A 24,220-nucleotide genomic window follows, 5' to 3' on the forward strand; every position below is an offset into this window, starting at 1 on the left:
GATCAGACCCTGCCGCGCCGGTCGAGCGCAGTGCCGGTGAACGGGGCTCGGTCGACCTGGTCGGCGTCGACGACATAGTCGATAACGAAGGTTGAGCAGTGCCCGACCCGTGCGTCACCAAAGTCGGCCGCGGTGATCAGCTGCCGCACGGCACCGGCCGCTTCGGCGGTCGCCGTGTCTACCGAAATCACCGCAACGTGACGAATGCCGTCGAGCTGCGGGTTCACAGGGCGCAGCTCGGCCTCGTTGGTGACGTAGTCGGTGATGTCGTCGCGCGAACGGGCGAGGGCGACGGATGCGACGAGCGGCAGCTCTTCGACCGCGGCAAGCACCTCGTCAAGCTGTCGGCGCACGTCGTCGAACCGCACGGTCGAGCTGGCGTCGATTTCAATTCGGGCGGTGGTCACGTAGGCAGCGTCGCCGAAGCCGCGCTGAACCTCGATCTCATTGGCGAAGCGCACGAAGTTCTGAAACGACGGCTGGATTTTCTGCGTCCAGGCGGTGGGGTTGTCAAGCCTCTCGAGGTAGGCGTCGGAGCGGAACACCTCCACGTCGCTCGCCTCATAGAGGGTGACGTACTTGGGCGACTGGTGCGGGTCGAGGGCGACACCCCGGCGACCCCGCACAAAGCCGGGAATCGATGCGCGCTCCGGCATGTGCTCCAGGACGTGCCACTCCACGTAGGCGGTCTGGCCGGTGGCCTCGATGTCGTGCCAGATAGAGAGGACTGCATTGCCGTTGATCATGATTACTCCGTGAAATCAGGGGTGTCAGTTGACAAGGAAGAGGGCTAGCTCGGGCACGAAAATCAGCAGCATAAGCATGATCAGCAGGCTCGGCACGAACATGAGGGAGCCCTTGAAGGCCGTCCAGATCGGGATTCCCGTTGCGCCACTGATCACGAATACCGCGGCCCCGAACGGCGGGGTCAACAGGCCGATCATGAGCGACAGGATGGCGACGAGGCCGAAGTGCACCGGGTCGACGCCAAACTGGATGGCGATCGGCAGTAGCACCGGCACCGTGATGACGAGCGCCGACAGCGACTCCATGAAGCAGCCGATGATTAGCAGGAGAAGCGCGCTGAGCAGCAGGAACACGACGGGCGAGTCCGTGAGGCCGCCAATCCACTGCGCCATGAAGAACGGCACCCTCTCGCGGGAAAGGATCCAGCCGAGGATGTTTGACGCACCGAGGATGATCATGATTGACGCGGTCGTCAGCACCGTGTCGCGGAACACCTTGTAGAAGAAGCTGCGCTTGCTGCCCTCCACGATGAAGAGCGAGACCACGAGGATGAAGATCGCGGCAACGCAGGCCGCCTCCGTGGGGGTAAAGGCGCCCGTGAGGATGCCGCCGATGATGATGACGGGCACGATCATCGGGAGCACCGCGCGCTTCGCCGAACGCCACAGGCGCTTCGCATTGAAGGGCTCCCCCGCGAGGTCGGGTCGGCGGAACGTAAAGAGAAAGACCGTGAGGCAGAGGATGAGGAACATCACGAGTGCGGGCACGATGCCCGCGAGGAACATTGCTCCCGTCGACACTCCGGCGATTGACGCGTAAACGATTGCGGGAATGCTCGGCGGCATAATGGGGCCGATGAGCGACGACGCGGTGGTAACTCCCGCCGAGAACATGTCGGAGTAGCCGCGCTTCTGCATCTGCTTCACCTCGACAGAGCCGAGCCCCGCGACATCCGCCAGCGAAGCACCGCTCATCCACGAAAACCCGAGGCTCGCGGTGACGTTCACATAGCCGAGCGCGCCTCGAACCTTGCCCATCATGTCGAGCACGAGGTCAAACAGTCGCTCCGCGATCCCCGAGTGGTTGGCGGCGGCGCCGACGAGCACAAAGAGGGGAACGGCAAGGAGGGGCCAGCTCTCGATGCCCTCAATTGCGAGGCGGAACGAGAGGTCAGGCGCGAAGCCATTGAGCGAGAGGTAGAGCATGGACGGGCCAAGAATCGCAAATGCGATCGGCACCCGCAGGGCGAGCAGGACGAACATGCTCGCGATGAGGACGGGGAGTTCCATTGATTAGCCCAACTAGATAAGAATGCGGGGTCGGAGAGCAGGAGGCGATCAGGAGATCGCTTGTACCTCGTGGGTGAGGGACCTCTGCGGCATGCGGCCCCGTTTGATCACGAGGTCGAGCACGAGGTCGAAGGCAACGAGAATAAAGCCCAGCGCCGCAGCGGCGAAGAACGGGGCTTTGGGAACAGCGACGCTGGCCATGTTGCCCGTGACACCCGAATTGACGAGCATGAGCCCCGCCCACGCGAAGGCGAGCGAGATCACGATGACGAGTACCCGCGAGATGAGCCACACGATCGCGATGCCCTTTTTGGTGAGGACGCCGTCGATGAACTCAAGTGTGATGTGCTCATCCCGCGCCGCGAGATAGCCGGCCGTGAGCAGGGAGAGCACGACGAGCGACATCATGGCGAGCTCGCCAGACCAGCCGACGCCCGTGAGGCTGAGGTAACGCTGCAGGACCTGCAGCGTTACCCCCACCCCGACGCCGACCATCATGAGGATGCCTAGGCCCATCTCCGCTTTCGAGATAACCGCCTGAATGCGCTCAAGCGCTGACGGCTGGGTGATGGTCGACATGTCGTCTCCTTTGATGACTGAACTACTGAGAACTGTCGTGGATTACTTGATGACGGGGGCGGTCCAGCCCTCACCAAGGTCCTCGCCCTTGATCAGGTCGTAGTACTCGCGCTGCACGCCCGTGAGGTTCTCGTCCCAGTACGTCTCGGCGTGGTCGCGGAAGGCGTCGCGGTCGACATCCTGCACGACCTCGATGACGCCCTCATCCGCCCACTCCTGCAGGATCGTGGACTCCTCGTCGGAGATGCACTCGCCGGCCGTGACGGCTGCCTCGTCGACCGCAGTCTGGATCGTCTCGCGCTGCTCGTCGGTGAGGCCCTTCCAGAAGCTCTCGGAGACGACGACGAACTCAACGCTCGTCTGGTGCCCGGAAAGCGAAATGTAGTCCTGCACCTCCTGCACGTTGGTGCTCGCGATCGCCGACACGGGATTCTCCTGCGAGTCAGCCGTGCCCTGCTGCAGGGCGAGGTAGAGCTCATCGAAGGAGACACCGACGGGGTTCGCGCCGAGCGCGTAGGCCGACTCGAGGTACTCGGGCTTGTTGGGGAACCGGGTCTTGAGGCCCTTGAGATCATCGGGCTCGGTGATCGGCTTGTTCGAAGTGAACACCCGCATGCCGAAGTACCAGGCGCCGATGACGCGCACGTCTGCGTCTTCGAGCACCTTGTCGGTGAGCTCCTTGTAAGCATCCGTCTTGATGAAGTTCGCGAGTTGCTCGGGTCCGTCGAGCACGAAGGCGCGGTCGAGCAGGCCGATTGGCTCGGAGAATGCGCTGATGTTTGACGGCGAGTCGAGGTTCATCTGCACGTCGCCGGTCTGCACGGAGCGGAAGCGCTCCTGGTCGCCGCCGAGGATGCTCTCGGGGTAGTTCACGATCTCAAGGCCGACCTTGGCGTCGTTGACCTTCTCGGCGACGACGTCGACGCCGCAGCTGTTGTGGGGGTGGTTCGCGGCGAAGCTGTTGCCGAAGACCACCTCAGTGGCCTTGCCCTCTGCTGAACCGGAGTCACCACTCGCGGAGCAGCCTCCCAACACCAGGGTGAGTGCCGCGGCCGAGCCGATAATGGCAGCGGTGCGGCGCGTGAACATAGACATCTTTGTCCTCCTGTGAGACACAATTGGCTTTTTGGAAAGGTGTTCCGAAATGAACCCTAGTGCATCTCGACGCCATTTGGAAAGCTGTTCCAAAGTTGGCGGAGCTCTCAGGCGTGCAGGGTGGAATCCGCCAGTACCGCGAGGTCCTCACGACCGCGGAAGAGGTGGGGCACAAGCTCAAGGGCGCGCTCCCTGGTGAGTCGCACACTAGGTCCCGCAATGCTCAGTACCGCTGCTGGAGTGCCATCGGCGCGCGAGACGGGCACTGCGACCGCCGCGATACCAAGCTCATGAGTTGAGTCCGTGAAGGCGAAACCCCGTTCGCGGGCTTCGCGCACTGCGGCCAATGCCTCATCGAGATCACGCGGGCCCGACGATCTGGAATCGTCGTCTCTTTCGAAACCCTGCGCCTGTAGTCGGGCGATCGCTTGATCTTCCGGCAGGGCAGAGAGCCAAGCGAGCCCGCTCGAGGTGCGCGCAAACCGCGCCTCGCGACCGGCGTCGGGGTCGTAGCGCAGCCCGCCGCGGGCGCCCTGCGACTTTGCGACCCAGACAAGGTGGTCGCCGTCGGGGATGCTGAGCCTCACCAGTTCGCCCGAGAGTTCGGCGAGCTGGTCGAGCGTGGGCCTGGCAAGCTCCACGAGCGGAATGCTCGCGAGGTGACGCAGCGCCTGCGAGACGAGCTGTAGGCCAAGCGCGTAGTTGCCCTCGGAGTCCGAGCGAAGATACCCGAGATCAACCAACTCGGTGACGATGCGATGCGTTGCGCTCGGCGGTATCGCTAGTTCCTCCGCAATCTTACCGAGCGGGAGACCGGAGGGGCTGGTCACGAGAAGCTCCAGTACAGAAAACGCCCTGGGTACGGCTGTACTCATCGTGCTCGCCCTTTCGTCCGATTGGCCAGAGCCTAACAGTTTTGGAACGCCATTCCGCCCTGCTAGTTGGACCACGCGACAACCGCGCGTTCAAGCTCTTCGGCCGCCGCTCGAACGACGGGCACGAGTTCCAATGCTCTCTCTCGCGGGAGGCGCACGCTCGGCCCTGCCACGACGAGCACCCCCAGTGCCGGGTGTCCCACGGGCACCGCAAGCGCCGCAATGCCCAGCTCCCAAGTGGAATCGGTAAAGCTGAAACCGGACTCCCGCACCACAGAGACCCCAGCGAGGGCCTCCTCGAGCGTGGACGGCCCTTCGGGCCCGTAATTCTCCAGATCGTCGAACCCCTCGGATTCGATCAGCGCTCTCGCGCGACCCTCCGGCATGGTGGACAACCAGGCGAGCCCGGTGGAGGTGCGGATGAGCTTCGCGGCGCCACCGGAGTCGGAGTCAAAGCGCAGGCCACCGTGTGAGCCCTGACGCTTGGCTACCCAAACGATGCGGTCCCCGTCCGGCAGCCCGAAACGGGCGAGTTCCCCCGTAGCTTTTGCGAGGCGATCTAGGACTGGACCGGCGACGGCTGCCGGCGGGATGTTCTCGAGCTGTGTGAGGGCGAGCGAAATAAACCGCAGCCCGAGGTGATATCTCCCCTGCAGCCGCTCCTGTGCTACGAGCCCGAGGTCGATGAGGTCGGCAAGTGTGCGATGGGCCGCGCTCTTCGGGATGTCGAGCTTGGCCGCGATCTCTCCTAGGGTCAACCCGTCAGCCCTGCCTACGAGCAGCGAGAGCACCCCCATCGTGCGCGGAAGCACTGAAGTCACGGTACTCGCCTCTCGGAGAAGGACGCCATGCCTGATGGCGTGACAGGCAGGAGCCTAGCGCTGCTGTGCCGAACTCCACTCCTTCCGAGCGTGCCTCGCGGCAATGTACCCGAAGACGACCGCTGGCCCCAACGTGATGCCCGGCCCTGGGTATCGGTCACCCATCACCGACTGCATGTCGTTGCCCACCGCGTAGAGACCGACGACGGCGCTCCCATCGCTTCGAAGAATGCGCGAGTTGACATCCGTGACAAATCCTTGCGCGGCACCAATATCGCCGGGATAGAGGCGGATGGCGAAGAACGGCCCCTTGCGAAGCGGCCCCAGTGTCGGGTTGGCCCCCGCATACTCGGGGTCGCCGAGCGCTCGCTCATATCTAGTGGTGCCGCGCCCCAAATCTGGATCAATCCCAGCGTCGGCGTACCCGTTGAACGTATCGATCGTCGATCGAAGTGTCTCGGGGGCGATGCCGAGCATTGGGGCGAGGTCCTCGATCGACGAAGCTTGCACCAGATAACCGTCGCGGAGTCGCTTGCGCCGACCCCAACCCCCGGGCCGCACCGCACCGATTCCGAAGCGCTTGAGTGATGCGGCATCCGTGATCAGGAAGCTCGGAACACCCCTGCCATTCTGATGCTGCTGCATCGCGAGGCCAAAGCGGTGGTAAGACAGCGACTCATTCAGATAGCGCTTTCCGTCTTGATCGACGACGACGAAACCCGGCTTCGCCCGGTCGAGCGCGAAATGTGGGTAAACGCCCTCGGAGCCATCGGGCCGCGGCACGAGAGACACGGGGGCCCAGAACGCTGGAGAATCGGCAACTTCGCCATAGTGCCCCCCGAGTTCCTCGATTAGGTCATGAAGCTGACCCGTCGACCCCGGAGCGATGGGGCTGTGCTGCATCGGGGAATCCGGCAGCAGGGACTGCCGGCGCCGGGGGCTGCGGTTAAAGCCACCAGTGGCCGAGATCAGGGCGCGCGCGCGAACAGTGCGGCGCTCGGACCCCTGCACTAGCTCAACGCCGCTGACCCTGCCGTCCTCCATGACGATGCGGTCGACCGAGGTCCCCAGGAGGATCGGGACCCCCCTGTTGTTGAGGGCGATGAGGAGGCGACCGATGAGCGCATTCCCCATCGTCATCCGGGTTGCGCGCGCATGGAACGGCCTCGACACCGCATGCTTGGCGAAGATGAACGCCGCGCGCAGGACGTGACCCCAGTTGGCGGGATTCAGCGGAGCGCGGGCCACCCTGCTAAACGCTGCGATGTCTTGCGACTCAAGCTGCAGGCCGCCGAAGACCGTGAATTCCGGTGTCTGTTGGCGCACTCGATTTAGGCCAGGCACGTGAGCGCCGTTCACGGTGCATGCCTCGATAGGGCGCCAGCCCGCTGCTGAATCGGGCAGTTCTGCCATGTAGTCGGGATGCTGCGGCCGAACGCGAAGCTTCATACCGCGCTCCCTTGCGAGGGCGCGGATCGCTTCTGGCCCGGTATGGAGAAATGCCGAGCGCAACGAACGGTCCGAGCGATCCCCCACTGCCAGGTCAAGGTATCGTTCGGCGCTCTCCAGATCGCCACTCGGGGCTCCACCCTCCATCGCGAGATGCGTGCCCGGGATCCAGAGGGTGCCAGCCGTGTACGCCGTAGTCCCCCCGATGAGTTCCGTTCGCTCGACGAGAAGAACCCTGGCCCCTTCTGCTGCGGCGAACAGCGCCGACGCGAGGCCGCCAGCACCAGTGCCCACGACGATGACATCGACCTCGGCGACGGACAGATCGGACAGGCGGTGCGCAGGAGGGGTCAGCATCTGATGATTTCTGTAGGAATGGCGAGACTAGGACGTTTTTAGAACACTATTCCAAAAATGTGATTACGCATAAGCTTGACCTTCACGTGCTGACGACAATGACAGGCGCTTTGTGACCCTCGACCTCCTCCTCGCGGCAGCGCCGCTCGTGCTGATCGCGACCCTCCTCGCCTTCCGCATGCCGCCCATTCCGTCGATCCTCGTGGTCATCGCGATTACCCTGGCGCTGTCGTTCCGGTTCCCGATCGACGCGGATGCTGCGCACAACACACTCGACTCCCTGATCCACGTCTCCATCGCCGTACTCTTCATCATCCTGGGCGGCATCATGCTCGCCGAAAGCCTCACGGCATCCGGGGCACAGGATGCGATCGGTTCCTGGGTCGAACGTGCTGCCGGGAGCAAGGGGCGGGCCGTGATCCTTATTGGCCTCGGGGTATCGCCCCTCGCGGAGTCCATCATCGGCTGGGGGCTGGGCATTATCATCTGCGTGCCTCTGCTGCTGCGAATCGGTCTCAGCGCAACGCGGGCCGCCGGCGTCGCGCTCTTCGGCCTCGTTATCTCGGCGTGGGGGTCGCTCGGGCCAGGCAACCTTCTGCTGTCCGAGAGTACTGGCGTCGACTACATCGCCATCACGACGTGGACAGCGATCCTCAGCCTGCCGGGTCTCGTCATCATGGGAACGGCGATGCTGCTCCTCGGACTCGGCCGCCGAGAGGCCAGAGCCATGCTGCCCGAGCTGGCCCTCACGATCGCAGTCGTGTGGATCGTGCTGGTCGCAGGTAACTTGGTGAGCCCTCCGCTCGCCGGCATCCTCGCGTCGCTCGCCGGCATCGCGACCGTGCTGGTGCTGTCACGCATCCGGGAGGGCAGCATCCCCGTGCTCGAACCCATGACCCGGAGGGCATTGGCGCCGTACGGCATCCTCGTCGTATCTATGCTCGGAGCAACCGCGCTCGCCTCCCTCGTGGACCTCGGCCCCGCGGAGGACGTCGCCACGAGTCCCGCGCTCTGGCTCATGATCACAGCGGTGATTGCGCCCCTGATTTTTCGGCTCACGGGGACGCAGTTGACATCGATAGTGGCAAAGGGTCTGCGGCGATGGCTTCCCGTCGCCACCACGACCGTCCTGTTCATCGCGTTCGGCGGGCTTCTCACTGCGACCGGGATGACCGAGACGCTGTCGGAAGGAGCCGCCGAGCTGGGCCGCGGCTTCTTGCTACTCGTGCCCTTGATCGGATTTATCGGGGGCTACACGACAGGGAGTGGCACCGGCGCAGCCGCCATGTTCGCCACCGGAACCGCGGGAGCAAGTTCGTTTATCGGCGTCGACCCCGCGGTTGCCCTAGGTGGGCAGAACGCGGCGACCAGCGCCTCCACCATGACGACCCCGTCGCGCGTGGCCCTCGCGGCGGGCATGACCGCGGGCTTGGCGGCGGGGGATCGCATCGACATCCCGCGCCTCATGGGTTGGCTGCTGGGCACGAACGCGTTAGTGCTGCTGGCACTGGCGCCGCTAACGCTGTTGTTGGCCTAGTGATCTGGCCAGGCCCGGCTGCGGGCGAGGTAACCCGCGGGCGTACGCCGGCGTTGGCCCGCGAGGGTTAGCCAGTGGGGATTAGCCAGTGGGGATTAGCCAGTGGGGGCGAGCGAACCAAGCTCAAGCGGCGGCAGGGCCGAGTCGAGATTCGCCCCTCCGCGGTAGCGGGTGGCGATGTGGGGCTCTTGCAGCCGCGCCTCGCCACCGAAAAGCACCTCCCGCAGGGTGCGTGGTGCGGCATCCGCAGCCCGCCGCTGCGCCAGCCGGCCGCGCCGTCGAAGCTCGGGAACGACCAACTCAATAAAGTCCTGGGCCGTGCCGAACGAGTGATATTGGCGCAGGTTGATGCCGTCGATTCCGTCGTCGTCGAGCCAGGATTCGATGCTGTCGGCCACGGTTTCTGGTGTTCCGCACACGAAGAACTGGTCCTCCCACGACGCAACAAAATCGCGAATGAAATCGGCGACGGTCACGTCGACCGGCAAGAACGACGCAGCAGGATGCTCCGATTTGCCTTCTGCGGCGAGCGCTTGCCCCACCGTGACGGACGGCTCGTGGGCCGTCGGGTCGAACGGAAGGCTTGCATGGGCCAGGCGCCCTTCGACGCTCGCGTTCTGCTCGAACAGCAGCCGCTTCTGCTCGGCCTCCTCGAGGGTGCGACCCACGACGATTCCGGCCTGCACCACGACCTTGATCGAATCGCGGGGCCGCCCATTGAGCTCAGCAGCATCCTTGATCGATTCGATTCCTCGGCTCACCTGCTCTCGCGTTGACCCGCCCGTGAACACCATTTCGGCATGTCGGCCGGCGAACGCGACCCCGGCGGGTGATGCGGTGGCCTGGATGATGACGGGCGTTCGCTGCGGCGATGGCTCGCACAGGTGCGGGCCGGCGACCGCAAAGTGTTCGCCGACGTGGTTGATGTAGCGAACCCCTTCTGGGCGCGTGTAGACGTTGCCAACCCGGTCGGCGATCACAGCGTCGTCATCCCATGACCCCTCCCAGAGCTTGTAGAGCACGTCGAGGTACTCGTCGGCCTTGCGGTATCTGTCGTCGTGGGGGATCTCGTCGGCCAGACCAAAATTACGGGCAGCATTGGGCAGGTATGAGGTGACCACGTTCCAGCCGACCCTGCCGTTAGTGAGGTGGTCGAGCGTGCTGAGCCGCCTCGCAAACGAGAACGGCGGCTCGTAGCTCGTGGAGAAGGTCACGCCAAAGCCCAGATGCTCGGTGACGGCCGCCATCGCCGGAATCACCATGAGCGGGTCATTGCTGGGGATCTGTAGCCCCTCCCTCAGCGCTGTCTCTGGCCCGTCACGGAACGTGTCGTAGGCGCCCGTGACATCCGCCAAGAAGACGGCGTCGAAACCGCCATCCTCGAGCAGCTTCGCCAGCTCGATCCAGTAGCCGATGTCGTTGAAGCGGTGCCGATTGTTGTCGGGCAGCCGCCAGAGCCCGTGGGTGATGTGGCTGACGCAATTCATTTCGAACAGGTTCAGGATGAGCCGCTTGGGCTGGTCGGCGCTCATCGCTTTGCTCCCGTCGAGACGGGCTGTTCTGCGTCAGATCGAGTCGTTCCCCAGACGGGCAGTCGATCATTGAGAACGAAGTCGCCGAGAGCCCTCCTTCTCTGCACGGCCGGGTTGTGCGAGGCAATCGTGCGCACATTCCTCCAGTGGCGATCTAGCCCGAGATTGGAACTGACGGCGGATGCTCCCCCCACTTCGAACAGTTCACCGGTCGCCTTCAGCGCGAGGGGCAGCACGATCTGCTGTGCCCGGTACGCGGTGAACTGCACCGCGCGAACGCTGTCGATGTCGGCCTCACCGCTCTGCTGCGCCCGACTCACGGCGTCGAGTTCTCTCGCGGTCGACAGCACGAGCGCGCGGGCCGCCCACGCCGCCGACGAGAGCTCGCCGACCACGCTTTGCACCAGCGGGTCCTCTCGCGGGAGCGATTCTCCCGAGACGCCAAAGGTCCTTCTGCGCGCTCGAACGAAAGCGGTCGTGTCGTCGAGCGCAGAGTGGAGGATGCCCGCGACGACGGCAAGCAGAACGAGCTGAAAGACGGCGGAGAGATATACCTCTCGCACCCCGTCCGTTGTGTATGGCCGCACGTCGTCCGGCGATACGGGAACATCGACAAACGTTGTGGTTCCGCTGCCGGTCAGACGCTGGCCGAAGCCGTCCCAGTCATCGACGGAGAGCACTCCGGGGTGTGTGGCGGGCGCGATCACATCAACGAACTCGTCCTCCACCAGGGCAGAAAGCTGTATCCAGTCGGAGAAGATGCTGCCCGTCGTGTAGTACTTGGTGCCCGTGAGCGCCAGCTGGTCGCCCTCCCGCGTGAGCGTGGTCGTGATCTGGGTTGTGGCTTGGCGCTCCGACTGGGCGTTGCCGACCAGGTCGCCCTTGGCGACGCGGTCGAGCCACGTTCGCCGACGGGGAGAGTCTGGCTCAAGCAGCACCTCGTCGACGAAGCCGATATGCCCGCGAAAGGCGTGAGCCACATTCGAATCAGCGGCGGCGAGGCGAATGAGCTTGTCAAAGAACTGCTCAACGCTGTCGCCGGCGCCTCCGCTCTCGCTCGGCAGTCTGCGGCTGCCGAATCCGAGCGCCTGGAGTGCCCGAATCTGCTCGACCGGCAGCACCCTGTCTCGGTCCCGCTCGATTACGCCGCTTCGGATGTCGGCGAGAAGTGCGGCGAAGTCAGCCTCGAACCCGGCGTCGGCAGGCTTCTGGGCGTGGGCGTTGGCGTTGTGTTGTGATGGCATCATGCGGCTCCAACCGTTGCGAGGGGGCGACGACCGGGAATGGCGTTGATGAGCTCTGCCGTGTAGTCGTGCCGGGGGGAATCAAAAATGGTGCGCACATCGCCGTGTTCGACGATCGTGCCGCGCTCGAGAACACTCACGCGATGGGCAACCTGTCGAACGAGGCTGAGGTCGTGCGAGATCAGCAGGTAGCTGAGCCCCAATTTCTCTTGCAGGTCGAGCAAGAGATCGATGATCTGGGCTTGCACGGTGACGTCGAGCGCCGACGTCGGCTCATCGAGCACCAGCGCTTGAGGCGCCAAGACGAGAGCCCGCGCGAGGGCAACCCTCTGCCGCTGACCGCCGGAAAGCTCGCGAGGCCTGCGGTCGAGAACAGTGCTCGGCAAGGCCACGAGATCGAGCGCCTCGCCGACCGCTGCGGCGCGCTGGGCCCGATTGCCCACCCCGTTGATGATGAGCGGCTCCTCGATGGCGCGTCCCGCCGAATAGCGCGGATCGATGGCCGCCAACGCGTTTTGATAAACGAGTTGCACCGTGCGGGCGTTGTGATTGACGAGTTGGGGATGCTGCGTGAGCAGGGCGTCCCCCACCCTGACCTGGCCGGAGCTGAACCCCGTGAGGCCCGCGATCACCCGGGCAAGCGTTGTCTTGCCCGAACCGGACTCCCCGACGAGCGCGTGGATTTCGCCCTCAGCGAGGCTGAGCGATACGGCACCTAAAGTGGGCGCACCCTGGGGCGGGCCATAGAACTTGGTGACCCGGTCGACCTCGATGATTGCGGGAGCATCCGGCGCCGGGCGATGCGCGCGATCGTCGTACTTGTTGAGCGAAAGCGCGGGGGCGTTGGCGAGGAGGGCCACCGTATAGGCGTCGCGCGGAGAATCGAGAACGCGATGGGCCGACCCGTACTCCTTGAGCTCGCCTCGGTTGAGCACAGCGATCGCGTCGCTGCGCTCCTGGGCGAGGGCGAGGTCGTGGGTTATGAACAGCACGCCAAGTCCCAGGTCACTCTGAAGCTCGGCGAGCTGATCGAGAATAGTCCGCTGCACGGTCACGTCGAGGGCACTCGTCGGTTCGTCGGCGATGAGGATGCTGGGGTTGGCCGAGATCGCAATGGCGATGAGAACTCGCTGCAGCTGCCCGCCCGACAGCTCGTGCGGATACGCGCGGGCGCGTTGCTGGGGATTGCGCACCCCCACCCGGTCGAGCAGGCTGACCACGGCGGCGGCAACGTCGCTGCGGGGGACCACGTTGTGCAGCAGCAACGACTGCGCGATCTGATGCCCGACGCGGCGTAGGGGGTCGAGCGAGCTCAACGGATCTTGCGGAACGAATCCGATCGTCGTGCCGCGGAGACCCTGCCAGGACGACTGGCGGAGCGACGTGACATCGAGCGTCCCGCCAGCGGTCGAGACGGAAACCGTGCCAGCGGCGATGCGACCGTTCGCCGGCAGAAGCCCTGCGACGGCGAGGGCAATCGTGCTCTTTCCCGATCCCGACTGACCCACCAGGGCCAGCGTCTCGCCGCGGCCGAGCTCGAACGAGACCCCGTGGACGACCTCCGTCTCTGCGCCTCTGGCGCTCAGTCGACCCTCGCGATAGGCAACGCGAAGGTCCTTCACTACGACAACATCGTTCCGTGTACTCATGAGCTCAACCTCTCTGTGGCGAAGTGCCCTAACCGGCTGATCGAGAGCACGGTTACGGTGATGACCAGACCCGGCAGCAGGACGAGCCAGGGTGACGAAACGATGTATTCACGGCCCTCGCTGACGAGCAGGCCCCACTCGGGTTGGGGTGGCGGTGATCCGTAGCCCAAAAAGCTCAGCGCCGAAATCCACAGGATCGACAATCCAAACTGCAGCGCCGTCAGCGACAGCACAGCGGTGAACGAGTTGGGAAAGATGTGGCGGTGCAGCACAGCCCACCGGGTGTTGCCCAGATGGTGGCTGGCCTCCACAAACGGCAGGTTCTTGACCGTGAGCACTTCTGAGCGCATCAGACGGGTGAACACAGCAATCGACGAGACGCCCACCGCGATTGCGGCGTTGATCGTGCCGAAGCCGAGCGCAACGACGATGACCATGGACAGCAGCAGCCCGGGGATCGAGAGCAGAACATCCACAACGCGGCTGATCACGGCGTCGATGATGCCGCCGAACGACGCCGCGATCAGACCGAGCACCGTGCCCACTCCCAGGCCGATTGTGACCGCCACCGCCGAACCGAAGAGCGTGCGCGAGGTGCCGAAGATCACCCGCGAGAGCAGGTCTCGGCCGAGGTAATCGGTGCCGAACGGATGCGTCAGCGAGGGAGCGTCGAGCACCGCCCCTGCAGGAACCAGAGGGCTAAACGGGGTCAGAAGCGCTGGCAGCAGCACCGCCAGCACGAGAGCAAGCACCCAGGCTGCGGACGCAAAATCTGCGGGGCGAGCGTGGGAGAGCACCGCACGCAGCGGCGACGGCGCCGAGACGAGGAGAGATGCACGAGTCATTTCGCGATCACCGCAACCTTTCGTCGGGTGAGACTGAGCCCGCGCCGCGGGGCGTGCTCAGGAGAGAAGAGAGCAGAACCGATCCGGGGGTCGATTACCGGATAGAGCAGGTCGGTGACGAGGTTGATCACCACGAAAACCGTGGAGATGAGCACGACGACGGCGAGGATGACCGGGGTGTCCTGATCGCGGACCGCCTGCTGGGTGAGAAACCCGATGCCCGTTCTGCTGAACACGGTCTCAACGACAACCGCGCCCGCGAGCAGCTCGCCGACCGTCAGAGCGAAAAGGGTGAGGGTGGGAATGGAACCATTCGGCAGAATATGCCGCGCCACGATCGACGCCTGCGGCACGCCCTTCGCCCGCAGCACCATGACAAACGGTTCTCGGGATGCCCTGTAGAGACCCTGAATCAGCACCTGGGTGATCGTGCCGCTGACGGCAATGGAGAGCGTCGCGGCGGGAAGGATGTACGAGATTAACCCCTGATCTCGAATGGACGACACCCAGCCCAGCTGAAACGCGAACACCTGCAGCAGCAAGAACCCGACCAAGAAGCTCGGGGTCGACAGAAAGACGACGGGAAGCGCGCGGGCCGCCGCCCTCAGGTGCCGGGAGGGTGCAAACACGGCCGTGAGAGCCACCGTCAGCACGATGACCGCGGTGAAGGCGAGTGCGGTGAGTGAGAGCACAACGGTCTCACCGATCGCCTGCTGCAGCAGGCTCGCCACCGAATTGCCATTGACGAGCGAGTACCCCAGGTCGCCAGAGAACAGCCGGCCCACGGCGATCACGAACTGCTCGATCGCCCCGCGGTCGAAGTTGTAATAGGCCAGCAGCGGGCCGATCGCCTCCTGCGGAAGCGGGTTGAGAGGGCTGGTGATGCGCGACTCGATTGGGTCCCCTGGCAACACAAACAGCGTGAAGAACACGAGGGTATAGGCGAGCGCGATGACGAGGAGAGACTGCCCGATGCGTTTGATGACGAAGCTGCGCCGGTCCATGGCGCTAGTCGGCGATCCACGCGTTGTAGTACTGCGGAAGGGCTCCGTCGCTCAGGGAGAACCCCTGCAGACGAGGCGCGGCGACATAAACCTGACTGTCGTCGAGAATGGGCAAGACATACGCCTGACCGATCAGGTAGTCCTGCAGTGCCCCGAGAGCGGCCTCTCTCTCGGCGTCGTCCGTTGCGGTGACGTGAGCCGCGAGCAGTGCGTCGAGCTGAGCATCGTCGCTGTCGAGGGTGAGCAGACCACCTTTGCCCCCCGCGTAGTACTCGTTGAGGCCAATGGGGTCAGGATGCGGCCAGCCCACCCGAAGCACCCCCACCTCCGGGTCGTCGAAGGCAGTTGCCCAATAGCTCGAATAGTCGATCTCCTTGATGACGAGTTCGATCCCGATCTCGGCGAGCTGCACCTGGATCGCCTGAAACAACGCGCGGGAGGTGTTGTCATAGACATCCAAATAGGTGAGCACTGAGAGCGTTTCGCCGCCTTTGATGCGGTAACCCTCCGAGTTGAGCGCCGTCCACCCCGACTGTTCGAGCAACTCAACCGCCGCAGCCGGGTCGTAGGCGAGAAGGGCTGATTCGTCCTTGTATCCGAACGTTCCCGGGCTGAGCACGCTCGACGCGACGCTCCAGTTGTCGGTGTAGAGATCCTCGGCGATCTTGGCGCGGTTGATGCCCGACTGCAGGGCCTTGCGCACATTCACGTCGTCGAGAAACGGTGCCGACTGCTTGATGATCCACTGATTCGTCAGCCCGACGCCCGAACGGCTCACGATGTGAAAGCCCTGGTCGGCGAGAGCATCCTCCTCCGTCGGCTGCACATACCGAATCAGATCTGCCTGTCCGGACTTGATGCTGCCGAGCCGCACACTGTCTTCTTGGATCGGCGTCACGATCACCTTGTCGAGGTAAGCCTCGCCCTGATTGGGCGAACTAGGCGGCGCCCAGGCATAACCATCTCGGCGCTTGAGCACGACCTCTTTGCCATAGACCTCCGACTCCACGACGAACGGGCCGCTGCCGATGAGATTGACAAAGAGCGACTGGTCTTCGCGAGTCGCGTCGATCGTCGCATCGGCGACCAAACCAGAGGCCCAGCCGGTGAGAACGCCCAACAGCGGAGCGTAAGGGGCGGCCAGCGTGACGGTGACCGTGTTGGCCGCGGCATCCGTCGTCACCGCGAGCTCAGCAGGAAACACGGGGTTCGGCGAGATCGCCTTCTCTGGGTCGCCAAACGCCTGCCACTCAAGGTTGCGCTTCACACTCGCCACATCGAGGGCCGAGCCGTCGCTGTAGGTAACGCCTTCTCGGATAACAAACGTGTAGACAGTGCCGTCTGCGCTGACCTCCCAGCTCTCGGCAAGCCATGGCTCGAACTCACCCGTCTCCGCGTTGCGATAGATGAGGCGGTCGGTGATGTTCTGCTGAAGCGCTCGCGTCTGCCACGTGCCGCTGTCGTGAACCTGCGCAGACGTGGGGATTTCTGCGTCGAGGTAGATGAGCTCCCCACCGCGCTTATCCGCCTCGCTGACCCCGGATGGGTCGACGACGGCCGCGGTCGCCGTGCATCCGGCGAGGCCCATGGTGACGACAACGGCGAGGGCTGCAGCCCGAGCGGCAATGCGCCGGGGATGCCGAACGGAGGCGACGGATGCTATGCGAGGAGTCTTCATAGGGCACGAAACTAGACGCCCCAGAAGACCCCCGCACAGGCGCGAGTAATCCCGAGTAAAACTTATTAGTGCGGAGTAATGAACTCCCGAATATTGGTGGGATCGGCTATGGAGAGCCGAAAACCGCTACTCGCTCGGCTGCCCGGGGGCGGGCCGCTCGGGGTCGTCCGACTCCGGGACGCCCTGCTCACCGGTGGGATTGTCGACGGGCTTGTCGACGGGCTTGTCGACGGGCTCGTCGGTGGGCCCGTCGGTGGGTTCGGCTGCCTCAGGCTCGGCTGCCTCAGGCTCGGCCAGCTCGGGCGCAGCCACCTCGGGCGTTGCCTGCGGCTGCTCGGTCGCGCCAGCATCCGGAATCGGAACATCCCGGGTGTCTGCCGTGGCGATCTCCTCGGCTGACACGGCGACAGCGGCAGCACCGGCACCAGCGGCTCCGGCAGCAACAGCGGCAGCGGGCTCCCCAGGGGTAGGCGTGGGGCTCTCGCGCTTGGCCGCCCTGCGGTCCTCACGGCGCTCGCTCGCACCCTCGACGAGGTAATACAGCGAGGGCAGAACGACGAGCGTGAGAAGGGTGGACGAGATGAGCCCACCGATCACGACGATCGCCAGCGGCTGCGAAATAAAGCCGCCGTGGCCGGTAAGCCCGATTGCCAGCGGCAACAACGCAAAGATCGTGGCCAGCGCCGTCATGAGGATGGGCCGGAGCCTGCGGCTCGCGCCATGCACGACGGCATCCATCGCCTTCATACCGCGTTCCCGATACTGATTGACAAGGTCGATGAGAACGATGGCGTTCGTTACGACGATGCCAATGAGCATCAGCACACCGATCAACGACGGCACCCCGAGCGGAACGCCCGAGATAACCTGCAGCGCGATCGCTCCTGTGGCCGCGAACGGCACCGAGACGAGCAGAAGCAGCGGCTGTCGAAGGCTCTTGAACGTGGCAACCATCACCACGTAGACGATGAGGATTGCGATGAGAAGCGCAAGCCCCAGCTGCTGGAAGGCGTCGGCCTGCTGCGCCGTCACACCGCCCAGCTCAGCGCTCGCGCCAGCCGGCAGGTCGACCCCGTCTACTGCCGTTTGGATCTCAGTCGAGGCTGTTCCGACATCGTCACCGTTGGGGGTCACGCTCACAGTTGCCGACCGCACACCCTTGATGGTGGTGATGCTCGCCGGGCCATCAACCTGTTCGACCGTAGCCAGATCGGAGAGCGGAATCAGCCCCGTTGCGGTGGGGATGATGAACTCGCGCAGCTCCTGGATGGTGGCCGGAGCCGTGCCAGGGTCGACGTAGATCGACAGGGTCGTCTCGTCGATAACGACGCTGCCGACGGCGCGGGGCAACATGGACTGCGACACGATGCCGCCCACGGCGACCTCGCTGAGCCCGCGCTCTGCAGCGGCCTCGCGGTCAACCACAATCGCGATGTACGGCTGCGAGTTGGAGAGGTTGCTTGTCGCCTCGGCGGTCACACCGAGGTCGCGCACTGCGGCGAGCACCTCATCCGCAGCGGTCTGGAGGTCTTCGCGGCTGTTGGCGGTGATATCGACGTCAATATCGGAGGACGCGAAACCCGCGCCCGCCGCGGCCAGCGAAACTTCGCCTGCATCCTCAAGCGCAGCGAGCTCGTCGCGCACCTCGGCCTGCAGGGCCTCCTGATCGACGTCGGGGTTTGTCGTGATGGAGAAGGTTGCGCCACCGCCACCGCCGAACGCGGCGGCGAGGGAGCTGCCTCCGCTGCCGAGCGACAGCTGCACCGTCTCGATGCCCTCGATGCTGCGAAGCGTCTCTTCTACGACCGTAGCCGCCTCATCCTGAGCTTCGAGACTCGTGCCAACGGGCAGAGTCTGCGTCACCGTGAGGGTGTTCTGGCCGCTGTCGCCGATGAAGTTGGTCTTCATGCTCGGCACCATCGCGATCGTGCCCAAAAGGACGAGGGCTGCGGCGACGAGGGTGAGCGCCGGGCGCTTGAGGGTGAACTTGAGGATGGGCAGGTACGACTTTTGGAGTCGAGTGGGCTTCTCCTCCTGCTCTGCGATGGCCTTCTCGCGTGCCTCACGGCGGGCGCGACGCGACGGCACCTCGACGCCCGGGTTCTGCAGCTGCAGAATCGCCGTGCTCGTGTCGAGGTATTCGGGGCTTGCGGGGGCGACCGCCGCCTTCTTCTTGTCGTTGCCGAGGAACCAGTAGGCAAGAACGGGAACGATCGTGAGCGAGACGAACAGCGACGCGGCAAGGGCAATCGTGACGGTGAGGGCGAACGGTCGGAACAGCTCGCCCGTGATGTCGCCGACGAGCGCAAGCGGCAGGAACACGGCAACCGTGGTGACGGTCGACGCGGTGATCGCAGCCGCGACCTCCTTGACGGCGGTCTGAATGGCCACGAGTTTGCGCTCACCCAAACCGATGTGGCGCTTGATGTTCTCGATGACCACAATCGAGTCGTCGACGACACGTCCAATGGAGATCGTGAGGGCGCCGAGGGTAATCACGTTGAGCGTGTACCCAGAAACCTGCATGCCGATGAAGGTGATGAGCACCGATGCGGGGATCGAGATCGCGGTTACCAGGGTCGATCTGATCGACAGCAGGAACACGAGAATCACGATGACGGCAAAGATCAGGCCAAGAACACCCTCGGTCGCAAGACTGTCGATCGACTGCTCGATAAATGGCGCCTGATCGAAGACGACCGTGAACACCGTGTTGTTGCCGAGCGATTCCGCCAGGCCAGGCAGCGCATCCCTAATCGCGTTCGAGACCGAAACCGTGTTGCCATCGGGCGTCTTGGTCACGGCGATCGTCAGCGAAGGCTCGCCGTTGACCCGGGAGATGCCGGTGACGGGGTCGTCCTCGATCGCGACCTCGGCAACCTCACCGATCGTGACGGGAACGCCATCGCGCAGCACGCCGACCAGCGGCAGCGAGGCGATTCCCTCCGTCGAGTCGAGGCGAACACCCGCCTGCACGGAGAGAGTCTTGCCGTCTTCTGTGATCTCGCCTGCCGGCAGCAGAATGCCGTTGGAGTCGAGAGCGTCGGTGATGTCGGCGGTGCTGCCGCCCAGGGCGGTCAGGGTGGCGAGGTCGGGAGAAATGACGACACGCTGCCCGACAGTGCCGAGCAGGCTGGCCTCGCGCACACCCTCGAGAGCCTGGATGTCGGTGATCGTCGACGCCTCGAGCAGGCTGCTGAGCTCACGAATATCGAGGTCGCTCGTGACGGCGACCTGCACGACCGGCAGGTCGTCGATCGAGCCAGTGATCACCTGCGGGTCGATGTCGGCCGGCAGCGTCGACTTGATGCGGTTGATCGCCTGCGTGACCTTCTGCTCCGCTGTCGCCAGGTTCGTGCCGTATTCGAACGACGCCGAAATGGTCGACACATTGGTGCGGGATGTTGCGGTCGTTCCCTCGAGTCCGGCGACACCCTGGATGGCGGTCTCGATGGGGGTGCTGACATCCTCATTGACCACCTCCGGCGCCGCTCCGGGATAGGCCGTCACGATCACCAGTTGCGGGAACGAGATCGACGGGATCAGCTCTTGCTTAAGGCTCGTCAGGGAGATGGTGCCAAAGATCGCCACCACGATTGTGACGAGGGCGATAAGTGCCCGGTTGCGCAGGCTAAAGACGGAAAGCAGGTGCACGGTTCTCCCGGGGCTCGCAAAGCTGAAGTCCAAGTATTTCAGCAGAACGGGCTGTTCGCTCACCGAATGCCAGAATGAGACCGTGCCTTTGAGATCCACGATGCTCCGACGAGTGCTTCAGCTGTCCATCGGTCTCGTGCTTTTTGGCCTCAGCATCTCCCTCATCATCCGCGCCGTCGTCGGCGTTCCCCCCTGGGATGTGTTCACCCAGGGGCTCGTTCGCGTGTTCGGGCTCCCCTTCGGCGCTTTTACCGTGATCATCAGTATCTGCTTGCTGGTGCTGTGGATTCCGCTGCGCCAGAAGCCGGGGGTTGGCACGGTTCTCAACGCGCTTCTGGTCGGCCCGTTCATCGAACTCGGCTTCGCAATCTTTGCCGAACCCACGGAGCTATGGCAGCGCATTGTGTTTTTCACGGTGGGACTCGTGCTCAACGGCTTCGCCACGGGCCTCTACATCGGCGCCCGATTTGGCCCCGGCCCGCGGGACGGGCTCATGACCGGCCTGCACCGGGTCAGCGGCAAACCTATCTGGGCGATTCGAACCTCGATCGAAGCGGTCGTGCTGTTGCTGGGCTGGCTGCTTGGCGGCAACGTCGGGCTCGGCACCCTCGCTTTCGCGCTGCTGATCGGGCCGCTTGTGCACTTTTTTATGCCGCGCCTGCGCGTGCCGGAATCTCCCCGGTCCTCTGGCGCCAGGCTCGGCTAAACGACCATTGAGAGCAGCTCTGGCTCCGAATGCAGTGCAGGTGTGAGCGAATCCCAGGCCGCCCGCAGCGCGGCCACGGCGCGATCGGTTTCGGCGGGCGAGTAGCTGTGCGGGATGCGAAGGTGGCGTTCGAATGCGCCGTCGATGCCAAAACGGGGCCCCGCCGTAATGGCGAGCCCTTCGGCGCGCGCGGCGAGCGTGAGCTGAGAGCTGACGGGGGCACCGAGGTTGACCCACGTCGTAAGCCCGCCTCCGGCGAGGGGCACCGACCACTCGGGGAACGCTCGGGTGAGGGCAGAAACGAGGTGGTCTCGACCTGCCCGCAGTTGCTCCCTGCGGGTCTTCAGCACCGTCTCGTAGTCGGCGAGCACATGGGTCACCACGAGCTGCTCAAGAATCGGCGTGCCCAGGTCGCCCGCTAGTCGGTTGCGGGCGAGCCGCTGAATGAGCGCCGGTTCCGCGCGGATCCACCCCACCCGCAGGCCGCCCCACACAGTCTTGCCGACGGACCCGACCGTGATCGCATCCCCAAAACTCGCCAGCGGCGGCATGGGTTCGGCCCCGTCGATGCCGAGTTCGGCCATGGTCTCGTCGGCGATGAGCCTGGTGCCGTGCATGCTCGCCAGCCCCGCCACTCGTTCGCGAAGCTCGAGCGACATGCTGCACCCCGTGGGGTTGTGAAAGTCGGGCATGAGGTAGCCGATTGCGGGGCTGCTGCGACGGATGCCCTGCTCCAGCGCGGCCTCATCCCAGCCGTCGTCAACGCTCACACTGACAGGAACGATGCGGGCGCCGGCACCCCGCACCGCCTCGAAGGCGTGCGGGTAGGTCGGCACCTCGATCAGCGCACTGTCGCCGCGACCAATCAGGGTGCGCGCAAGTAGGGCGATGGCGTGCTGGGCACCGATCGTCACCATGATCTGTTCGGGGTGGGTTGCGAGCCCTCGCCGGCAGAACTGGTCGGCGATGGCCGCGCGCAACACGGGCAGGCCGAACGGGTCGAAACCGGTTTCGCCCAGATAGGACGGCAGCTCATCGGCTGCACGGCGGACCGCCTCGGCCACCCCGGGGATCGCAGGTAGAGCGGCCTTGGTGAAGTCGAGAAACTCGCTGCCTGCCGGCTCGGCGAGCGCGAGCGGCCTGTGCGGAAGGCGCGTGACACTGCCCGACCCGCGCACACTATCCAGGTAGCCAACATCGCGCAGTTCGGCGTAGGCCGACGACACCGTGGTTCGGCTGAGTCCCAGATGCTCGGCGAGCTCGCGTTCTGCGGCAATGCGGGTGCCCACGGGGATACGCCCGTCAAGCACGAGCAGTCGGATGCGGTCGGCGAGCGCCACATAGGCGGCACCGTTTGCACGCCAATCACCCAGAAGAGTGGCCAGTGCGCGGGCTGTCAGAACGGACATACGGGCCACTATAGACAGATTGGCCTCTTGATAGAAGGCCACTCGACCAATTGGATATGTACGTGACCCGACGAATCCTTCAACTCCTGAGCGGCCTGTTCTTCTATGGCCTCGCCATCGCCATGATGCTGCGCGCCGGCCTGGGGGCGACCCCGTGGGATGTGCTGTCACAGGGGATCGCCCTGCAGACGGGGCTCGGATTCGGCCTTGTCACGGTGCTCATCTCGGGAGTTGTTCTGCTGCTCTGGATTCCCATCCGGCAAAAGCCCGGCATCGGCACCGTGCTCAACGCCCTGCTCGTCGGCCCCTCCGCCGACCTCGGCCTGCTCCTCATCGGCAGCCCCACCCAGCTCTGGGCGCAGATCACCCTCTTCGCGGGAGGGCTTGCGCTGCTCGCCATCGCCACGGGGCTCTACATCGGCGCCCGCTTCGGACCCGGCCCGCGCGACGGGCTTATGACCGGCGTGCATAACCGCACCGGCTGGCCTATCTGGGTGGTTCGCACCGGCATCGAGGCCACGGTGCTCGTGATCGGCTGGATGCTCGGGGGCGTCGTCGGCCTCGGAACGCTCGCATTCGCCCTGCTCATCGGGCCCATGGTGGGAGTGACCCTGCCCCTGCTCCGCGTTCCCGAGAAGCCGGGGCCGGGCGAGGACTCCATCCCGCTCAACCCGCACGCACCCATGGCCCCGAAGGAGGCGTCAGCATGATCGGATTCGCCATTGCCGTCACCGCCCTCAGCGTCTGGGCCGCTCTGGCGACTATCGAGGTGGTGCGGCGCGACGGCTACGGCCGGGTGCCTCACCGCGAGCTCGGCTACAGCCTGTCGGCGTAGGCCGCCATCGCATCCCTCACGTAGGTCGCCCCTTCGAGCCCGCCATAGTTCGCACCGAAGCGTGGGTCGTCCACGTACATCTGCCCCAGGCCGCGGATCGCCTCGGCCGGCACCTCTCGCCCCTGCCAGCCCGCGCGAATCCAGTCGACGTGCCGGCGCGTAATCTCCTGCGCGATGTCGCCGCTCGCCGGCTCCCCCGACTCCAACGCCGCCCGAAAATCGGCCTGAATCTGCTGCTGTTGCCGCAGGAATTGGCCCTTGTCAGCATCCGGCTGCGCCCGCCACCAGGAGTCCCCCTCAGCGGCGGCCTTGGCGCCCCAGCGCTCCTCGACCTCTTCTTTGTATTGGGCATTGTCGAACCCGTCGAACATGTGCTCAGCCATGAGCGGCACCCCTGCTTTCATTCGTGTGAGTGTTGACTCGACCGCAGCGATCTGCCGGTCGAGCCTCGAGTGTTCGTTTCGCAACCAGTCCAGATGGGCGGCAAGAGCATCCGCGTCGTCGGCGCCGTCGAGCACTTCGCCGATCGCGGGCAACCCGAGCCCGAGACCACGCAGCAGCAGGATGCGCTGCAGCCGCACGAGCGCGCGTTCGTCGTAGTGGCGGTAGCCGTTCGCGGCGATGCGTGTCGGTTGAAGCAGTCCAATGGCGTCGTAGTGCCGCAGCGTGCGGCTCGTCGTTGCGGCGAGCTGGGCGACCTGCTGAATCGGCCAATCCATGCGTCTCCTTCGTTCAGAACCTGCCGCGCATCCGCTGCCGCATCGGCGGTGTGATCAGCCTAAACATTGACGTTGCGTCAAAGTCAAACGCCGATAACTCCGACTGAGCTGGGAGTTCGTCGCGGCCCTTGCGGAGTTCTCGACTCGCGATATAGCGTGAATCCTGCAAACGCGATATAGCTCGATAGGAGAATCT

Annotated in this window: 20 protein-coding genes; 4 read left to right on the forward strand and 16 right to left on the reverse strand. The window is 64.8% G+C overall.

What is annotated here, in order from left to right; all coding sequences use genetic code 11:
• Positions 1–2: 2 nt before the first annotated feature.
• The 7 genes from C2138_RS11910 to C2138_RS11940 all read right to left on the reverse strand — a co-directional run bounded on the left by C2138_RS11910 (position 3) and on the right by C2138_RS11940 (position 7,212).
• On the reverse strand, positions 3–746 hold the full coding sequence (locus C2138_RS11910) for a hypothetical protein (protein WP_108518114.1): 744 nt from the start codon (positions 744–746) through the stop codon (positions 3–5).
• Between the two features lie 24 nt (positions 747–770).
• Positions 771–2,036, reverse strand: coding sequence for a TRAP transporter large permease (locus tag C2138_RS11915; protein WP_108518116.1), 1,266 nt, complete (start codon positions 2,034–2,036; stop codon positions 771–773).
• Positions 2,037–2,084: 48 nt separating this feature from the next.
• Entirely contained in the window at positions 2,085–2,615 is a 531-nt protein-coding gene (locus C2138_RS11920; protein ID WP_108518117.1) for a TRAP transporter small permease, read from the reverse strand.
• 42 nt (positions 2,616–2,657) lie between these two features.
• Entirely contained in the window at positions 2,658–3,710 is a 1,053-nt protein-coding gene (locus tag C2138_RS11925; RefSeq protein ID WP_108518119.1) for a DctP family TRAP transporter solute-binding subunit, read from the reverse strand.
• Positions 3,711–3,817: 107 nt separating this feature from the next.
• Positions 3,818–4,585 (reverse strand): IclR family transcriptional regulator, encoded by a 768-nt coding sequence (locus tag C2138_RS11930; protein WP_108518121.1) that lies wholly within the window; start codon positions 4,583–4,585, stop codon positions 3,818–3,820.
• 62 nt (positions 4,586–4,647) lie between these two features.
• Positions 4,648–5,406 (reverse strand): IclR family transcriptional regulator, encoded by a 759-nt coding sequence (locus C2138_RS11935; protein WP_146181293.1) that lies wholly within the window; start codon positions 5,404–5,406, stop codon positions 4,648–4,650.
• A 54-nt stretch (positions 5,407–5,460) separates the two neighbouring features.
• Positions 5,461–7,212: an FAD-dependent oxidoreductase gene (locus C2138_RS11940; RefSeq protein ID WP_108518124.1), complete on the reverse strand. Its 1,752-nt coding sequence runs from the start codon at positions 7,210–7,212 to the stop codon at positions 5,461–5,463.
• Between the two features lie 112 nt (positions 7,213–7,324).
• On the opposite strand from C2138_RS11940, the gene C2138_RS11945 reads away from it, so the two are divergent.
• Positions 7,325–8,749, forward strand: coding sequence for an L-lactate permease (locus C2138_RS11945; protein WP_108518125.1), 1,425 nt, complete (start codon positions 7,325–7,327; stop codon positions 8,747–8,749).
• 95 nt (positions 8,750–8,844) lie between these two features.
• On the opposite strand, the gene C2138_RS11950 is transcribed toward C2138_RS11945, so the two are convergent.
• The 7 genes from C2138_RS11950 to C2138_RS11980 form a co-directional block, all read right to left on the reverse strand.
• A complete protein-coding gene (locus C2138_RS11950) occupies positions 8,845–10,281 on the reverse strand; it encodes an NtaA/DmoA family FMN-dependent monooxygenase (protein WP_108518127.1) in 1,437 nt (478 codons plus the stop codon).
• Positions 10,278–11,528 (reverse strand): acyl-CoA dehydrogenase family protein, encoded by a 1,251-nt coding sequence (locus C2138_RS11955; protein WP_108518128.1) that lies wholly within the window; start codon positions 11,526–11,528, stop codon positions 10,278–10,280. Before C2138_RS11955 ends, C2138_RS11950 begins: the two co-directional genes overlap by 4 nt.
• Complete coding sequence (locus tag C2138_RS11960) at positions 11,525–13,174, reverse strand: dipeptide ABC transporter ATP-binding protein (protein ID WP_108518130.1); 1,650 nt, start codon at positions 13,172–13,174, stop codon at positions 11,525–11,527. Before C2138_RS11960 ends, C2138_RS11955 begins: the two co-directional genes overlap by 4 nt.
• A complete protein-coding gene (locus tag C2138_RS11965; protein WP_108518131.1) occupies positions 13,171–14,019 on the reverse strand; it encodes an ABC transporter permease in 849 nt (282 codons plus the stop codon). Before C2138_RS11965 ends, C2138_RS11960 begins: the two co-directional genes overlap by 4 nt.
• On the reverse strand, positions 14,016–15,023 hold the full coding sequence (locus C2138_RS11970) for an ABC transporter permease (protein WP_108518133.1): 1,008 nt from the start codon (positions 15,021–15,023) through the stop codon (positions 14,016–14,018). Before C2138_RS11970 ends, C2138_RS11965 begins: the two co-directional genes overlap by 4 nt.
• A gap of 4 nt (positions 15,024–15,027) precedes the next feature.
• On the reverse strand, positions 15,028–16,701 hold the full coding sequence (locus C2138_RS11975; protein WP_108518134.1) for an ABC transporter substrate-binding protein: 1,674 nt from the start codon (positions 16,699–16,701) through the stop codon (positions 15,028–15,030).
• Between the two features lie 126 nt (positions 16,702–16,827).
• Positions 16,828–20,355, reverse strand: coding sequence for an efflux RND transporter permease subunit (locus tag C2138_RS11980; RefSeq protein WP_108519112.1), 3,528 nt, complete (start codon positions 20,353–20,355; stop codon positions 16,828–16,830).
• Between the two features lie 82 nt (positions 20,356–20,437).
• Here C2138_RS11980 and yczE (C2138_RS11985) point away from each other — a divergent pair, with 82 nt between their 5' ends.
• Positions 20,438–21,061 (forward strand): membrane protein YczE, encoded by a 624-nt coding sequence (gene yczE, locus C2138_RS11985; protein ID WP_241961116.1) that lies wholly within the window; start codon positions 20,438–20,440, stop codon positions 21,059–21,061.
• Here the strand turns inward: yczE (C2138_RS11985) and yczR are convergent.
• Positions 21,058–22,470 (reverse strand): MocR-like transcription factor YczR, encoded by a 1,413-nt coding sequence (yczR, locus tag C2138_RS11990; RefSeq protein ID WP_108518137.1) that lies wholly within the window; start codon positions 22,468–22,470, stop codon positions 21,058–21,060. The genes yczE (C2138_RS11985) and yczR overlap by 4 nt on opposite strands.
• 62 nt (positions 22,471–22,532) lie before the next feature.
• On the opposite strand from yczR, the gene yczE (C2138_RS11995) reads away from it, so the two are divergent.
• Positions 22,533–23,180, forward strand: coding sequence for a membrane protein YczE (gene yczE / locus C2138_RS11995; RefSeq protein ID WP_422395398.1), 648 nt, complete (start codon positions 22,533–22,535; stop codon positions 23,178–23,180).
• The gene (locus C2138_RS13900) at positions 23,177–23,305 is read left to right on the forward strand and encodes a hypothetical protein (protein ID WP_277871897.1); all 129 of its coding nucleotides are present in this window, start codon (positions 23,177–23,179) and stop codon (positions 23,303–23,305) included. The genes yczE (C2138_RS11995) and C2138_RS13900 overlap by 4 nt, the downstream gene beginning before the upstream one ends.
• Here C2138_RS13900 and C2138_RS12000 read toward each other — a convergent pair.
• A complete protein-coding gene (locus C2138_RS12000; protein WP_108518139.1) occupies positions 23,287–24,024 on the reverse strand; it encodes a MerR family transcriptional regulator in 738 nt (245 codons plus the stop codon). The genes C2138_RS13900 and C2138_RS12000 overlap by 19 nt on opposite strands.
• Positions 24,025–24,220 lie beyond the last annotated feature (196 nt).

It is taken from the genome of Salinibacterium hongtaonis (genome assembly GCF_003065485.1).
Taxonomy (GTDB): Bacteria; Actinomycetota; Actinomycetes; order Actinomycetales; family Microbacteriaceae; genus Homoserinimonas; species Homoserinimonas hongtaonis.

Excerpts from the sequence above, each read along its gene's own strand:
- C2138_RS11960 (WP_108518130.1), bottom strand. The coding sequence starts at position 13,174 with ATGAGTACACGGAACGATGTTGTCGTAGTGAAGGACCTTCGCGTTGCC.
- C2138_RS11970 (WP_108518133.1), bottom strand. The coding sequence starts at position 15,023 with ATGGACCGGCGCAGCTTCGTCATCAAACGCATCGGGCAGTCTCTCCTC.
- C2138_RS11955 (WP_108518128.1), bottom strand. The coding sequence starts at position 11,528 with ATGATGCCATCACAACACAACGCCAACGCCCACGCCCAGAAGCCTGCC.
- C2138_RS11975 (WP_108518134.1), bottom strand. The coding sequence starts at position 16,701 with ATGAAGACTCCTCGCATAGCATCCGTCGCCTCCGTTCGGCATCCCCGG.
- C2138_RS11940 (WP_108518124.1), bottom strand. The coding sequence starts at position 7,212 with ATGCTGACCCCTCCTGCGCACCGCCTGTCCGATCTGTCCGTCGCCGAG.
- C2138_RS11965 (WP_108518131.1), bottom strand. The coding sequence starts at position 14,019 with ATGACTCGTGCATCTCTCCTCGTCTCGGCGCCGTCGCCGCTGCGTGCG.
- C2138_RS11950 (WP_108518127.1), bottom strand. The coding sequence starts at position 10,281 with ATGAGCGCCGACCAGCCCAAGCGGCTCATCCTGAACCTGTTCGAAATG.
- C2138_RS11910 (WP_108518114.1), bottom strand. The coding sequence starts at position 746 with ATGATCAACGGCAATGCAGTCCTCTCTATCTGGCACGACATCGAGGCC.
- yczR (WP_108518137.1), bottom strand. The coding sequence starts at position 22,470 with ATGTCCGTTCTGACAGCCCGCGCACTGGCCACTCTTCTGGGTGATTGG.
- C2138_RS11915 (WP_108518116.1), bottom strand. The coding sequence starts at position 2,036 with ATGGAACTCCCCGTCCTCATCGCGAGCATGTTCGTCCTGCTCGCCCTG.
- C2138_RS11930 (WP_108518121.1), bottom strand. The coding sequence starts at position 4,585 with ATGAGTACAGCCGTACCCAGGGCGTTTTCTGTACTGGAGCTTCTCGTG.
- C2138_RS12000 (WP_108518139.1), bottom strand. The coding sequence starts at position 24,024 with ATGGATTGGCCGATTCAGCAGGTCGCCCAGCTCGCCGCAACGACGAGC.
- C2138_RS13900 (WP_277871897.1), top strand. The coding sequence starts at position 23,177 with ATGATCGGATTCGCCATTGCCGTCACCGCCCTCAGCGTCTGGGCCGCT.
- C2138_RS11920 (WP_108518117.1), bottom strand. The coding sequence starts at position 2,615 with ATGTCGACCATCACCCAGCCGTCAGCGCTTGAGCGCATTCAGGCGGTT.
- C2138_RS11925 (WP_108518119.1), bottom strand. The coding sequence starts at position 3,710 with ATGTCTATGTTCACGCGCCGCACCGCTGCCATTATCGGCTCGGCCGCG.